The sequence below is a fragment of the Enterococcus ureilyticus genome, from assembly GCF_001730315.1.
In the GTDB taxonomy this organism is placed as follows: domain Bacteria; phylum Bacillota; class Bacilli; order Lactobacillales; family Enterococcaceae; genus Enterococcus_L; species Enterococcus_L ureilyticus.
In genome coordinates, this window is the sequence record NZ_MIKC01000012.1 from 44,432 (window position 1) to 59,522 (window position 15,091).

A 15,091-nucleotide genomic window follows, 5' to 3' on the forward strand; every position below is an offset into this window, starting at 1 on the left:
TGTAAAAAGACAGTATTTGGTTTTGAATTTTAAAAGAGAGGAGGAAAATAATGAAGAAACATATTAAGATTTTTCTCTTTCTAGGACTAGGGCTAATTGCCCTAGTTTCTGGTTATGTTCAGTTTCATATTTCTAATGAGAATAAAATCTTTGCCGCACCGTTACCTGGTTATCAAGATATAAAGACAGCTAATGGGATAAATTTAGTCGCTAAAAGTGGATCAAATACGGAGATATCTGGTGATTTTGGTTTTATGTTCAAACTCACAGATAACGTTTCATATGAGCCTATCGGTGAACCAATAATAGATTCAGGATTTTCTGGAAGTAAAACAAAAGTGTATCAGTTTAATCCAGAGAATCCGAGTGCCGAAAAAGGTGTTTGGGTTCGAAATGCAGGACTCTATAATGGTCGCAGTGTAGATTTAAAATTTGTCATTGATGAAATGGACTTTGCAAAGAAAAGTAATGGCAAATATCCTTCTTTCCGTTTCTTTGCGGTAGATGCTTCAGAGCGGGATAGTATGACAAATACACCAATTGCCACATCTTGGGGAAGCTACTATCTAATGATTGGATCAGGTTTGTATAATCACTATGAAGAATTTCAGTTAGGCGATAAAGTTCGATACCATTACGAATTTTATTATAATGACTCAAAAGAAAGTTTTGATTTAAAAGGTTCGTGGAATTTCAGTAATGTTAACATCAATAAAAAAGTAGCTTTTCCGTTTCCAACCGCTAGTTTTAGTGATATGTACGTTAGAGATGATTCAAACATAGGTTACAAAATAGAAAATAACACTTTTGAAATGACAAGTGATGATGAAGAAGTAGATCAACCAAGCGGAAGATTAACGAATTTATTTGAAAAACAAAAATATGAAATGACTATGGAATATCAAGGGTGGGATTACAATCAACCTAATCCCTATCCAGGACAAATGGCTGTTTTATACTCTACCGAATCTTTAGCACGAATTGCTCCAGCAACACCTATTGTCTCTGGTGAACGAAACAAAGCTGTACACACAGATCCAGAATACAGATCATTGAAATATTCAATCCTTCAGGGAATTGCTGATAATTCGAAAGAAAATAGAAATACTAAATTTAGACTTGAAACACAAGTACCAGATTTTTATGATATCCAATCGATCGATATTTATGAATATGGAACAACGATCAAAAAGAGTGATCTTTTTACTATTACTTATGAAGGAACAGAGCGATCAAAAGTAACAATGACAGCAAAGGATCCTACTTCTGATGCATTTAATGGTAGTTTATTTGATATCAAAGTAGTGGCTGTTCCTAATGCTAAATTTCAGTTTGATGCAACAGCAACTTCGCCATACGGATATGTTAATGCAAAAGATTCTACAAATGAAGATAACGGCTATATGATTTTTGAACAAGCGGGACCTAAAACAGTTGCGTATTATAGTTATATCAATAGTTTTTTAAACATTGATAATAAACCATTAGAATCTGAAGTGGCAAAAAATGTGAATGGTAGTGATTCCCAAGCTAAAGTGTTATATGAGGGAATACCAACTGCACAAGCAAAATCAGATATTAAGATTCCACTGAATACTGATTTTGAAACAGATTATCCATTCAATACGAATCCATTACCAACGGATACTGAAAACTATTTCTTGAAAAACATTTCTGTTGATACAGATAATAAAATTGATAAGCCTATAAAAGTTGCGTATAGCACAAATCACTCTTTACCTGATACATCTGTATTAGGAGAAAAATCGTTATGGCTAACATTAACAACAGCTAAAAATGTCACGAAAGATATTGAAGTGAAAGTAACAGTTGTACCGATTGCGGCCGAATTAAGGGTCAAGTACAAAATCAATGGCAACTATATGACGGATAAATACCCAGATTATGTTGATTCAACACAAATGATTGGCGCGCCGATTAATTTAAAAAATATTAAGTCAGTTGTTGATACGGTCGCGGCGATCAAAGAAGCGGGTTATAAACAGACGAATACGGTAACAGAAGAATTTAATCTTGCTGGTACAGGTAATACGGTTGAGTATGAATTTGAGGGGACCTTATTCTTATCATCTAGCCCAAGTTTACTTGATTTTGGGATTGAAGAGTCAAGTTATAAAGCGATTCGTGTAAATGAAGCAAAACTTGATAAAGCGTTGATCATCAAAGATACGCGAGCAGTCAAACAAAAATGGACACTGTCAGCAAAATTGATACAAGACTTTACTTTAACTGAAACAAACGGTGCTAAAAAAGTTATTCCAGACATCTTACGCTATAACGACGGTACGGATGAAGAAAAAAAATTCAATCTTGCTGAAAATCGTGATCTGCTGATTGACGAACATACCAGTAGTAATGAGTATGATGTCAGCCAAACTTGGAACTCAAAAGGCAAAGGCTTTAAATTGGATGTACCAGGAGATGCTGTTAAAACATTAGGGAAGTACCAAGCAAAAATAGAGTTTACGGTAAATGCAACGCCTTAAAAGCAAAGGAGAGACAATCAATTGATCATGAAAAAATTACGAGCTAGTGTTGTTCTTGTTTTCCTTGTTTTTGTGGGCAGTATGTTTACTGTAAAAACTATTCCGGCTTATGGAGTAGAAGCAGCGGTGCAAACGGATGGGGAAATTGTATTTACGCAAGAAAGTACCCAAACAACTTCTGCAACAAGTGAGTCGTCGACTGAGTCTAGTAATGAGCTGATAAAAAAGCCTGCAGGTAAGTTTCCTTCAACTGGAGAATTAGTAGCAAAAAGTCTATCAGTGAGTGGAGTAGCTATCGTCTTGTTTGCGTTGATTTTTTATCTATTTAAAAGAAAAAAATCAGCAGATGGAAAGGACGGGCAAAGCGAATGAAAAAAAGAACATTTTTGGTTGCGTTATTTGGCACCGTACTATTTCTTTACGGTCAGTTTGACCAAGTACAGGCCGAAAGCGCCCGTGAAGGTGGAGCTGAAATCGATCTTAAACGATTTAAAGAGACCGATTCTATTATTCGTGACCCTGAAAATCCAGAAGTACAAGTTGATCCAGGTGAAACGCCGCAAACAGAAGGTGATTTACGAATCGATTTTGTACCAAAATTAAATTTTAGCACAGTCATGATTTCTGATAAAACTGCTGTATTCCCAGTCAATGCCCAATTGTTTCATGGCGATACCAAGGCTAGAGGAAATTTTGTTCAAGTATCAGATTATCGCGATGATTCAACTGGCTGGACATTACAAGTCAGACAAGAACAACAATTTAAACATAGGACAAAAGCGGGTGCCGAATTAAAAGGTGCAGTGATTTCTTTAGACCAAATATGGACCAATTCAACTAAAGATGCTTCCCTTTCACCAAGTGTTTCCAAAGAAGTTATTCACATGAGTAATATTGGCGACACCTATAATTTGGCGCAAGCACAACCTGACAAAGGCTCCGGAACATGGAGCATTATCTTTGGCGCATCAAAAGAAAATAAAAATGAGCGCCCAAATTCATTAGAACCAAGACTGGATTCTTCTGGCAAATCAATAGAAGATCCAATTTTTAAAAAACCAGTTTATAGTAATCAGGCGATTACGCTTTCTGTTCCAAAAGAAACAGAAAAACAAACTGGTGCTTATTCAACGGTGCTAACTTGGATATTAGCCGAGTTACCATAGATATTATACAAAAACTAGGAGGAAATACAAATGAAATTAACACACAAACTAGCTGGTACAGCGTTACTAGCAGCAATCGCAGTAGCAGCTACAGCACCAGGAGTAACAAAAGCAGCAGATCCAGCCGCACCAGGAGTTGGAGAAGGAGAAATTGAATTCACAAGTAAAACATACGGCACGTATGATACTACAGGGGTTGTGCCACCAAACTATACTAGTCAATCAACAGTTGATACAGATAGTACAGCATTGTTAGATGGACCATTTTTAGTACAAGGAATGTCTAAACTAGTCTTTAACTCTCAATCAGCAACAACTGGAGCCGTTACTTCATGGGCGAAACCAACGACAGCAAATGCGAACACAAGCGGTGCGACAGATAAAGTCGATGGTCGTGCAAACTGGGTACAATTTAAAGATGATCGTCAAGTAGACGACCATGGGTATGAATTAAAAGCTGTTATTTCTCAAAACTTCCAATTTAACGATACTGCAAAAGGAAAAATCAGAAATATCAAAGGGGCTCAAATCACTTATGGTAATGCAAACTTAGTAGCGGATAAAGATAATGAAGCGTTAAAACCTTCATCTACTGGTCTTAACAGAGCGACTACTGTTAACGAAACTGGATCAGAATTAATCTTCAAAAACCAAGAAGAAAATAAAGGGCGCGGTCGTTACGCTGTTTACTTTGGTGACGCAGAAGATGCTACTCAAAAACCAGAAGAGTCTGTTAAATTAGATCTTCCAGCGAACCAAGCAGAAGAAATCATGAATGGTAAATATGTGGCTAAAATCACTTGGACACTTGAAGCAACACCAAAACCATAAAACACAATTTAAATAGGTTCGCCAGTTGTAAAACTGGTGAACTATTTATTGATGGAATAAGAAAGGATAAATCAATCAGATGAAAAAAAGAATCAGCTTAGGACTACTTTTAAGTCTATACATAGTAGCACTTATTGGATTTTCTACACCCGTATATGCGAATCTACAGTTTACATATGAAACGGTAAAACCAGAAAATCAGCAAGGTGCTTTCGAGTATTTTAATTTACTTATGCAACCGGGGCAAAAACAGACGGTAGAAGTTCTATTGACAAATCGTGCAGATGAAGAACAAACGATCGAAGTTGGGTTGAATGGTGCTAAAACAAACTCTAATGGTGTTTTGGAATTTGGACCCAGCGCAATAAAAAATGACAAATCTTTGAAATACGATTTTAAAGATTTGGTAAAAGGCCCCAAAGAAATAACCTTAGCCCCAAAAGAAACACAACCGCTAAAAATGGAAATAACGATGCCAGAAGCGAGTTATGAGGGGAAAATTGTTGGTGGCATTCACTTGAAATCTAAGCCTACCAAAAAAGAAGAAGAAGAAAATAAAAAAGCAACAGGCGTTATCAATGAGTATGCTTTTGTTATCGGTATGGTGTTAAGTGAATCAGATACTGCGGTAAAACCAGAGCTGAAGCTGAATACGGTTTATGCTGGTTTATCCAATTATCGTAATAGTATTTTTGCTAATTTTTCCAATATAAGTGCTGATTTTGTCAATAATATGACCGTTGAAATGGAAGTTACAAAAAAGGGGTCAGAAGCTGTTTTATATGATATCAAACGAGCAGATATGCGGATGGCACCCAATTCGATGATTGATTTTCCGCTAGCGATGAATGGCGATCAGATGGAAGCTGGAGATTACAAAGCGCACATCGTTGTCACGAGTGGTGAACAAAACTGGACGTGGGATAAAGAATTCAAAATCACAAATGAAGAGGCAGATAAATATAATGCGCAAGATGTTACCTTGATCCAAGAAAGAGGGATCGATTGGAAATTGATCGCCATGATCGTAGGTGGCGTTTTCATTGCTTTCTTAGCTATTTTCTTTATTGTTCGTACCCTTAATAAGAAGAAGAAACCCAAAAAGAGAGGGAAGAAAAAGCGTAAGTAAGAAAGGAGATCAAAAAAGTGATGGTATTAGATTGGTTTTTTATTGGTTTACTTTCTTTTGCAATACTTTGTTTACTACTTCTGATTTTTTGTCTATTTTACTTCTTTTCGATCACGAAAGAATTAAAAAAGAAGCAGTGGCGTAAACGTCCTAAAAATAAAGAAAAACGAAAAAAATGGTTACATGTAAGAAAATCATTGGAAAAAAGACGAAAACGTTATCTTACGAATGTTTTTCTTTTATTCGTTGTGATGCTCATTACGGCAGGCAGCGCCTTTTATGCACGATATTATCAGTTGACCAATCTAACGTCAGAAGATGCAAAAGTTGTTGTTCAGGGGTATCTGTTAACAGAAGATCTAAAAAAACAGATGGAAACAGTCAAAGCAGGCGGCAGTGCTGAAAAAGTTTATCCGCAATTCCAAGAAGTAAGTGCTCTATTAGTCTCGTACGGGAATCGTCCAGTATCAGGTGGTTTGTCAACAGAAGGGGCAAAATTATTAACTCGTTATTATGTATCTATGAAAAATGTTGGGTTAAATCTGTCTACTTTAAGCCAAGAGCAATTAGAAAAACAAGAGACGATCGATGGCTATTTAAAAGATATCGAACGAATAAATGAACGGCAAAAAGCAGTTTTCAAGTACTTTAAAGTCAACGAGTCGGCACTAAAACAGAAAAATTAGGAGACTCAAGATCAAGATGAAACAGACAAATAAAACTTCTAAAAAGGCTGTAGTAAGCAACAAGCAAAAGAGCAAAGGTATCAGTCGTCAAAAGCTGCATAAAAATCAAAGTAAGCAGAAGGCGGCACACTTAAATCAAGGAAAAAAAGAATCAGCTAAAAAAAATAGAAAGGTTCAATCAAAATCACTTAAATCGAAAAAAATAAAAAGGACTCTAAAAAAAAAGAGAAAACAAAGACACCAATTTTATAAAGAAATCGGTGTCAGCTTTTTTCTCCTCATCCTTCTTTTTTTTGCTCTACAATGGGTATTTTTCAGTATGCCAAAAGTCGACGGTTATGGTATGACTACGACATTAGATGATGGAGATCGCTTATTTGTCAGCAAACGTAGCGCAATCAAGCGCTTTGATCTCGTCTATTTTAAAAATCCTGAAACAAAACAAGTAATGATTAGGCGAGTGATTGGTTTACCAGGCGAAGAGATAGCGTATGTAAACGATGAATTGATGATCAATAAAGCACCAGTTGTAGAACGGTTTTTAAAAAAAGAAATCAGTGAAGCCGCACAAGAAAAACGACGTTTAACCGAGGATTTTACTTTAGCTGGATTAACAGGTTCAACACTATTGCCAAAAGAGAGTTATTTCGTTTTAGGTGATAATCGCCATTATGCGGCAGATAGTCGTCAATTTGGCTGGATCGAAAAAAAAGACATCTTAGGTGTGGTAAAAGCAAGAATAACACCATTTCATCATATGACTCAATTTTAAAAAACAGTAGGGAATCACTACATAGTAGGAGGGCAATCGGTGTCTACATATCAGAAACAAGTCTCGACAGCCAAAAATGGCCATTCAACGAAAAAGAAACACCGCTATTATTCAAAAGAAAAAAGAAGCCAGAAACTGAATGAACAAAGCCAAAGAATGAGAAAGACACTCAAAAGTAGAGATATGATCTTTTTACTGTTTTTTGGCTGCTGTTTGGTCTTTTTATGGCAAAATAGCACTCATCAAGTGTCTGGTTCTTCGATGTTACCTACATTGGAAAATAATGATCGTATTATTGTTCGAAAAGGTCGCCTACCTGAACGGTATGAACTGATTACTTTTGATCCAGAAATCCCCGATGAAACTAGTTACGTAAAACGAGTGATTGGTCTTCCTGGAGATCAATTATGGGCAGAGGCAAACGCGATTTATCTTAGACCTCAAAAAGCTGGTAAAGGAGTGTTAAATACGGCTAGTCCAATGCCGGCAGAAGAGCTACCAGATAGCACATTAAAAGTTATTGTCAGTGAAGAAATTTTCCAAGAATTAAGAGATATTCACAAAATTCCTGAAGGCAGTTATTTTGTCTTAGGGGATAATCGGAGTGCTTCAAAGGATAGCCGCACAATGGGCTTGATCACTGAAAAACAAGTGGAAGGTGTTGTGACGTATCGCTATTTTCCGTTGAATAAGATAGGAGAAGTGAAGTGAATTTTGAATTTATAGGAGGAACGACTATATGAGAAGAATGAATTGGATGAAACAAAAAGGCTGGGCTTTTTTATTGAGCATTTTTTTGCCTATAGGAATCATGTGTTTTGTCTATGCACTTCTAGGTATTTATCCGGGAAGTGAAAAAACTATTTTAGCCAGTGATGCTTTGTCGCAAACGTCTAATTTTTTTGCGAGTTTAAATAATACGCTTCATGGAAAACAAAGCTTCTTTTATTCATGGCATGGTTCTTTAGGATTAAATTATTGGTCATTTATGGCTTACTACTTAAATGGTATTTTTAGTCCGTTGATTTATTTTTTTGATAATAGTCAAGTGCCAGATGCACTTTATCTAATTATCTTACTAAAATTCGGTGCGATCGGCGGGACCTTTTGGATCATGAGTGATCAAACGTTCAAAGTGCCTCAATGGGTCAAACTGATGCTAAGTATTAGTTATGCATTAAGCGGATTTGCTGTTGCGTATTCACCTCAACAAATGTGGCTAGATGGGTTGATCTATCTGCCATTAGTGATTTTAGGTATTCATCGTTTGATGGACAAAAAAAGACCTGCTGTTTTATTTATTAGCTATTTGTTATTATTTTTATCTAATTTTTATATGGCTTTTATGATCGGAGTATTTTCATTTCTCTACGTTATTTGTCGCTTTTTAATTGATCCAGCCAAGTATAAAAAAAGTCTGCTGCCCTATTTAACCACTTCACTGTTAGCAGGTGGTGCCTCAATGGTGACTATTTTACCTACGCTATTGGATTTAAAAAATAACGGAGAAAGTCTAACTAAGATACAGGATTTTTTTACAAAAGGAACTGATATTTGGGATCTTCCGGCGAAAACAATGGTGGGAGTTTATGATACAAGCAAATTTGGCAGCTCGCCATTTCTTTATTTTGGTCTATTAGGCTTGATTTTTTGTCTCTTTTACTTTGTGAGCCCTAAATTTCCCTTGAAGAATAAACTTATTTATGGCAGTTTGTTTCTATTATTGATTGCAAGTGTCTATATTGAACCGCTGAATTTATTTTGGCATGGTTTTCATTCGCCAAATATGTTTTTATTTCGCTTTAGCTTTCTTTTTTCCTTTTTAGGCTTATTATTAGCAGGCTTTGGTTTGGAAAAAGTAACGAGGGAAGATACCAATCGACTGGTCAATATTGTTCTTGGGCTGATTTTGTTATATCTTGCGATTATTTTTTTGGCTAATCGTAAAAGATATGATTTTTTAGATAAAACAACGATTGCTACTACGGTGATTTTACTATTAGTTTATCTTTCAATTTGGTTAGTCAGTCATAAATGGCAGCAAAAAATGACCATCTGGTGGGTGTTATTATTTCTCGTTTTTCTGGGTGAAATAACGTTTAACACACAGCGAATGGTAACAGGAATTAACGCTGAATGGCATTATCCTGATCGAGTTGCATTTGATCGTGACTATCAAGATGTCCAACAATTAGTGGCAACGACCAAGGAAGAAAATAGTACCTTATATCGTTTGGCAAATTTGAACAGTATTTCTAGAAATGAAAGTTTTCTTTATGGTTATAGCGGGGTATCAATGTTTTCATCTATTCGAAATCGTCATTCTTCTATGTATTTAAATGAATTAGGTTTTCGATCTAATGGTACGAATTTAACGATACAATACGCAAATAATACGTTAGTAATGGATGCTTTGTTGGGGATAAAATATAATATTTCTGAAAATGATCCAAAAAAATATGGATATGAGCTCAAAGAGACTGCAGGTAAACATAAATTATATGAAAATCGTTTGGCGCTTCCTTTAGGAATTTTAACAGATCAAGGAATTTACAAGAAAGATGCCGTGAAAAATCAGTCAGAGCTGATTGCCTATTTGTCTAATCAAAAAGAACCATTATTTTATTTCTCAGAAGCTGAAATGATCAAAGAGGAAAATGTTCAAATCGAAGATCAAGGCTCCGTCCTCTTCTACTCAAAAACAGTTCCAAATAAATTACGAAAACTGACCTACTCAATTGATGTTCCCGCACATTCACAAGCCTATCTAAGTTTGTATGGCAGAGGAATGGAGGTTGAAGCAATCACGAAGGTAAACGGAATTGAACAGCGCTCAGGTCTTGAAGAAAATGGGCAGTATTATAATTTAGGGTATTATGAAAAGGCCGAAAAAATCGAAGTAGAAGTTAGTTTTACTGGTGAAGGTGTCGTTCATTTAGTTAAACCGACCGCTATGTTTATGAATGTTGAGGTATTTGAAGACTCGATTCGAACGATTCAAAAGCAAGGGGTCTCTTTTGAAACGAAGGGTAGAACGGCGGAAGCCAATGTAAATTTAGCTAAAGAGCAAGTCGTGTTGACAACGATTCCTTATGATAAAGGCTGGAGTGCGTATATTGATGGCAAAAAAGTTGAAATCCCAACATTTAAAGATGCGTTTTTAGCTTTACCTGTACCTAAAGGAGCACATACGATCAAATTTGTTTTTTTGCCTCAGGGTTTTAAAATAGGGTTTAGTTTATTGATTAGTTGTCTCATTCTTTTTATATTTTTCAACTGGTGGTTAACGAAAGAGGATAGGAAAACGTAACAGTGCAAAGAGTATCTTTTAAAAAGAAAAGGAGCATATGATGCATAAAAAAAAGCTGTATTTAATTCTAGTGCTACTGATTTTTATTAGTGGTTGTTCTGCAAAATTATCGAAAAAAAAGGAATCATTCGAGGGCAAAGGAATCGAGTATACCTTTCAATTACCAAGTACGTGGGAAAAATCGTTAGACTACAAAGTAACATACAGTAATGAAGCAATTTTTGGTGCAAAAGATACAAAAAGTAATTCAACCTTAGTTGTGATGGCTGAAAGAAAAGAATCGATGGATTTAACAGATTTTGGCAATCGAATTAGAAAAGAGTTGAAAAAGCAATATAATTACAAAGATGAAGCAGATATTTTTATGAAAGAATTTAATGTTGGCAAATATAAAGGCTATAAGTATACCTTAGATACAACATTCGATAAACGTGAATCTTGGTTGCATTTGTATTATATTGAAACGGCGCACGGAATGGTGCAATTGAATTATTATTCAGCAAAAGATGGTAATTATGAAAAACGAGCAGAAATCATCGATGACTCAGCTCGTTCTGTTAAAGAAAAAAAAGATAATGGTGCTGAGTCTGAAACAGAAGATGAAATTGTTTTTCAAAATGATGATTTTTCTTTAACCCTGACAGGTGTGATGAATGTGACTGGGGAGACTGGGCAGAAACTCTTAGCACTTAGATATACAGTCGTGAATAAAACAAAAGATCAAGCAATAAAAGCAGATAAATGGGATTCACTGATTCAAGCAACACAAAACGGAAAACAGTTAGTGGAAGGAAAACTAGCAAATGATAATTCGATTTTAGATATTCCCAAATTGATCGAGCAAAAAACGAAAGAAATTCCTGCTGGTAATTCACTTGAGGGTGTTTCTTTATACGAGTTGAAAGATGACAGTGATGTTTTATTGATACCGAATAAAGAGACGTTTAAAACGGCCGATGATGTCCCTATTGCGGTACTCAGTACCAGCGAGAAAGCGGGGGAAGAATAATGAAGAAAACCGTTCTTCTGTTTGTAACAATTGTTTGTTTTCTAAGTATCAGCGGTTGTTTCGCAAAAAAACAGACAACCGAAACCGAGGTCGAACATCAACAATTATTATGGCACAATAAAAGAGAAAAGCCTTTTGGAACTTTTGATTATCCTAAAATAACGGAAAAAGAAGCGACAGATTTATTAGAAAATAAATTCAAAGTGAACAGTCCAAAACTTATGTCGCAAGTGAAAGTGTTACTGAAAGAAGAGGTTGCCACTGAAGGGATGCAAACTGGCGAGCCAGAATATACAATGTATGCTACTGGCGATGAGCTGAAAATACGCGCCTACTTTCCCTTGAATGAAGGGGAAGAACTAAGAGTTTTTGCCTTAGTTGACTTAAAATATACCTATAATAAAGAGCAACAAGAAGTTCGTTTAAATGCTCAAAGCTTTTCTATGACGACCTATGGCGAAAAAGTGACTTATCCTAAAGATAATTTTGATGAGTTATTAGCTAAAAGTGCCGCAATGATTGATCTTTCAGAAGAAAAAACCAAACGTGCCATTAAAAATTTTAAAACAGATTATCAGGAAATCGATAAGCGTCCAATTGCGGCAAAAGCTGTTATTTACAGTAATGATAAAGAAGCTGTGGAGAAGAAAAAAGTGTCACAAGAATTATTAGGTGGGTTTGACAGCAATAAGGAATTAAAGGAAATTTATGCAACAATCGTTGACTATACAGAATAAACGAATCAAAACAACTCTTTCTGTACCAACCTCACGTTAACAAAATGGTAGTATGTTTGCTAGGGAAATTATAATAAGCAGTGCTTAAACCATTATAAAACAAAGAATTTTATGAATACGTAACGAAGTGCGCCTGTACAAGTAACTGATTTTGATTCGTTACTTGTACAGGCGCACTTTAGGCAGCAAACAATTTACCAATGCATTTTTGAAGGTGAGGATCCATAAATTTAAAAAATGAAAGATAAATTATGATATACTCATATAGTTGAAATAAAAAGGCCTCCTATTACAGAATAATCAAAAGAAATAGGCCGATAAGAAAAAGGAGTTTAACAGATGAATGTTGTTTTTTGTGATATAGACGGAACATTTCAGGATCTCGGTGGTGAAGTACCACAAATCAATTATGATGCAATTTATGCCCTACAAAGACAGGGAGATCATTTTGTTTTTATCAGTGGAAGAGGGTATGCACAGTTGTCAGAATTGATGGTTGAATTAGACAGCGAATGTGATGTTATCTTTAGTAACGGTGGTGGTCGCAAGTTGGTCGGTGAGCCTGTTGAATATAATCACTGTTTACCATTAAGTGTATGTGAGCAGGTACTAACTATTTTAGAAGCACGAAACATTTTTTATCATATTCATACAAATGAAGGAATTATTTTAAAAGATGTTGAAAACTACACAACGAATATCTTAGCGCTAAGAGAAAAGCTTGAATCTATGGGAGAAACTGGAAAACAGATCATGGATTTTAAAGAAGCCTTTTTTAAAGAACAATGTCAACATGTAGAAGATCCGCTTCATCATTTAATGGAACACCCAGAACTGAAAGTGATGAAAATTGAATTGATGGAAGCTAGTGATCAAGAACATGAAAAATTACGTGAGTTGTTACGTGGTGAATCAGTCGATGTTTTTTCTTCATTTACTCAATGTTTGGAAGTTGTGGATACAAAAAGTAGCAAAGGGAATGCAATCAAAGAATTTATGACAAATTACCCGAATGCGCGAAGTTACGGCATAGGCGATGGTGAAAATGATCTAGCCATGTTAGACGTTGTTGACGTCCCAGTGGCTGTTGGAAATGCTAAAGAAATCGTTAAACAACAATGTCAGCATGTTGTTGGAGACTGTTTAGACGGTGGTGTTGGGCAATTTATTTTTAATGACATCATTAAGTAAAACAGTCTGTTCTATTAAATAATGACGAGTCAACTTTTTTGTAATAAAATAAAAGGGTGCAAACTAATTAGTAAATAGATTTATACTTGGGGGAGTAGTAATGAAAGAAACAAAAGAGAATATTGAACATGATTTAGAGTATTATCAATCAGGGATTAAACAGCTATATATGAAAAATTATCAAAAGTATTTTTTCATTCTGCTTGCGGTGATGCTAGTGACATCAACGGGTCTTGTTTTATCTGAATCGATTGTTCGATGGTTGTTGGTTGTATTATTTTTTATCGAGGCTGGCTTAGCCTTTTATTTACTGCGTTTTTTACGTGCGGACGCTTTTGAAACATATTTTCAACAGATCAAAGCACAATTACCAACAGAATTTCACAAAATAGAAGCAATCGAAATTCAGGAAGATGATCAGGCATATTACTTTCTGAACGGTCAAGAGTCGTTTGTTAAACTAAAAAAGAAAAATGCCAGAAATTTTCCATCGAAGATTAGACAATATACATTATTAGTTGGGTTTACTGATGAATTGGAATTCGATGAAAAAATGTTGGAACAGCCATTACATTTTTTTTATTATGATATTACACAAATCAAGCACTCAGATAACTATAAGAAGGAAATGCTAAAGAATACTAATTTCATAATGAAACGAAATAAAAGAAGAATCAAATCTGCAATCACAATGTTTATTGTTTTAGCGATAATAGGAATTCTCGTTTATTTTTCTGGAACACCTTGATAGCGATATCCTAATTGAGTAGCTTATAGGTAGATGGAATAGTGAGTTTGATTGATCAAGATAAAGCAAAAAAAGTGCTTGGGAGTCCCAAACACTTTTTTTGCTTTTACAAGACAAACCAACGGGGCTATTTCACAAAGTGCTGAATGATTTTATTTAAGGTTTCTGCAGCTTGTGCGCCTGCTCGTTCATTATAATAAGTCGCGAACCGTTCGTCTTCCACATACATCTGACCTAGACCTCGATGCATTTCAGGCGAATAGCTTGGTGATGTATAATTCAGCCATTCTTTATGTTTCAAGAAAACAGTCTCCGCTTCTTGAGTGCCATAATTTTTCGTTTCCATCACGATTTTTAAAGCAATAATAAGTTCTTTTTCAGCTATTTCCATACCAATGAAATCATCTTCGCTTAAATTTAACCATTTTTGATTAGACGCTGTCACTGTATTTTCACCATACTTCTCTCGGATTTCCTTCCCATGGGTTTGTTCATTTTCTTGTAGTTTTTCTTGCTTGAAACCTACAAATTTTTCGTTGTCAGTCATGCTTATTTCTCCTTTTTGATAACGTAGTGTTTTTTCTACAGTCAGGATCAGATGATCGAGTTGTCGACGCTTATCCAATAATTGCTGATGATGAACCTGTAGTGCGTGTTTAGGATCATAGTCGGGTGCGGCCAGTATTTTTTGAATCTCTTCTAGTTTTATCTCTAACGATCGGTAAAAAAGAATCTGCTGCAGCTTATCGACTTCTTTTTTGCCGTAGATACGATAACCAGAAGAATTGATACGAGCTGGTTTTAGTAGATCGATCTCATCATAATAACGCAACGTGCGAGTGCTGATTCCAGATAGTTCAGCTATTTTTTTTATTGTGTATTCCATCTGTTTCCCTCCTGTATGAATCTAGCATAAACCTTTACTTAACGTGAAGGTCAAGTTTTTTTTAACGATACATAATTTTAGATTTACAAAGTACGCATGAAAGAGTAAAATTTTATGTA

General features: G+C 35.4%; 14 protein-coding genes. 13 read left to right on the forward strand and 1 reads right to left on the reverse strand.

All coding sequences use genetic code 11. The annotated features are described in order from the left end of the window. Positions 1-50 precede the first annotated feature (50 nt). The 13 genes from BCR24_RS06710 to BCR24_RS06770 all read left to right on the forward strand — a co-directional run bounded on the left by BCR24_RS06710 (position 51) and on the right by BCR24_RS06770 (position 14,086). Positions 51-2,507, forward strand: a complete 2,457-nt coding sequence (locus tag BCR24_RS06710; RefSeq protein WP_069639789.1) for a hypothetical protein — start codon at positions 51-53, stop codon at positions 2,505-2,507. A gap of 27 nt (positions 2,508-2,534) precedes the next feature. Beyond that, entirely contained in the window at positions 2,535-2,879 is a 345-nt protein-coding gene (locus tag BCR24_RS06715) for an LPXTG cell wall anchor domain-containing protein (RefSeq protein WP_167351671.1), read from the forward strand. After that, the gene (locus BCR24_RS06720) at positions 2,876-3,673 is read left to right on the forward strand and encodes a WxL domain-containing protein (RefSeq protein WP_069639790.1); all 798 of its coding nucleotides are present in this window, start codon (positions 2,876-2,878) and stop codon (positions 3,671-3,673) included. Before BCR24_RS06715 ends, BCR24_RS06720 begins: the two co-directional genes overlap by 4 nt. Before the next feature lie 30 nt (positions 3,674-3,703). Next, on the forward strand, positions 3,704-4,504 hold the full coding sequence (locus tag BCR24_RS06725) for a WxL domain-containing protein (protein ID WP_069639791.1): 801 nt from the start codon (positions 3,704-3,706) through the stop codon (positions 4,502-4,504). A gap of 79 nt (positions 4,505-4,583) precedes the next feature. Continuing rightward, positions 4,584-5,633, forward strand: a complete 1,050-nt coding sequence (locus BCR24_RS06730; protein WP_069639792.1) for a WxLIP family cell surface protein — start codon at positions 4,584-4,586, stop codon at positions 5,631-5,633. A gap of 20 nt (positions 5,634-5,653) precedes the next feature. Continuing rightward, positions 5,654-6,319 (forward strand): hypothetical protein, encoded by a 666-nt coding sequence (locus tag BCR24_RS06735; RefSeq protein ID WP_239574064.1) that lies wholly within the window; start codon positions 5,654-5,656, stop codon positions 6,317-6,319. A 16-nt stretch (positions 6,320-6,335) separates the two neighbouring features. Continuing rightward, positions 6,336-7,091, forward strand: a complete 756-nt coding sequence (gene lepB / locus BCR24_RS06740; protein WP_083244338.1) for a signal peptidase I — start codon at positions 6,336-6,338, stop codon at positions 7,089-7,091. A gap of 39 nt (positions 7,092-7,130) precedes the next feature. Next, the gene (gene lepB, locus BCR24_RS06745; RefSeq protein WP_069639794.1) at positions 7,131-7,802 is read left to right on the forward strand and encodes a signal peptidase I; all 672 of its coding nucleotides are present in this window, start codon (positions 7,131-7,133) and stop codon (positions 7,800-7,802) included. Positions 7,803-7,830: 28 nt separating this feature from the next. Beyond that, positions 7,831-10,401, forward strand: coding sequence for a YfhO family protein (locus BCR24_RS06750; protein ID WP_069639795.1), 2,571 nt, complete (start codon positions 7,831-7,833; stop codon positions 10,399-10,401). A gap of 40 nt (positions 10,402-10,441) precedes the next feature. Next, complete coding sequence (locus BCR24_RS06755) at positions 10,442-11,410, forward strand: DUF5067 domain-containing protein (protein ID WP_069639796.1); 969 nt, start codon at positions 10,442-10,444, stop codon at positions 11,408-11,410. Then, entirely contained in the window at positions 11,410-12,147 is a 738-nt protein-coding gene (locus tag BCR24_RS06760) for a hypothetical protein (RefSeq protein ID WP_069639797.1), read from the forward strand. Before BCR24_RS06755 ends, BCR24_RS06760 begins: the two co-directional genes overlap by 1 nt. Before the next feature lie 339 nt (positions 12,148-12,486). Continuing rightward, the gene (locus BCR24_RS06765) at positions 12,487-13,338 is read left to right on the forward strand and encodes an HAD-IIB family hydrolase (RefSeq protein ID WP_069639798.1); all 852 of its coding nucleotides are present in this window, start codon (positions 12,487-12,489) and stop codon (positions 13,336-13,338) included. A gap of 100 nt (positions 13,339-13,438) precedes the next feature. Next, positions 13,439-14,086: a hypothetical protein gene (locus BCR24_RS06770; RefSeq protein ID WP_204638581.1), complete on the forward strand. Its 648-nt coding sequence runs from the start codon at positions 13,439-13,441 to the stop codon at positions 14,084-14,086. A gap of 127 nt (positions 14,087-14,213) precedes the next feature. On the opposite strand, the gene BCR24_RS06775 is transcribed toward BCR24_RS06770, so the two are convergent. Then, on the reverse strand, positions 14,214-14,972 hold the full coding sequence (locus BCR24_RS06775; RefSeq protein ID WP_069639799.1) for a MerR family transcriptional regulator: 759 nt from the start codon (positions 14,970-14,972) through the stop codon (positions 14,214-14,216). Between the last annotated feature and the right edge of the window lie 119 nt (positions 14,973-15,091).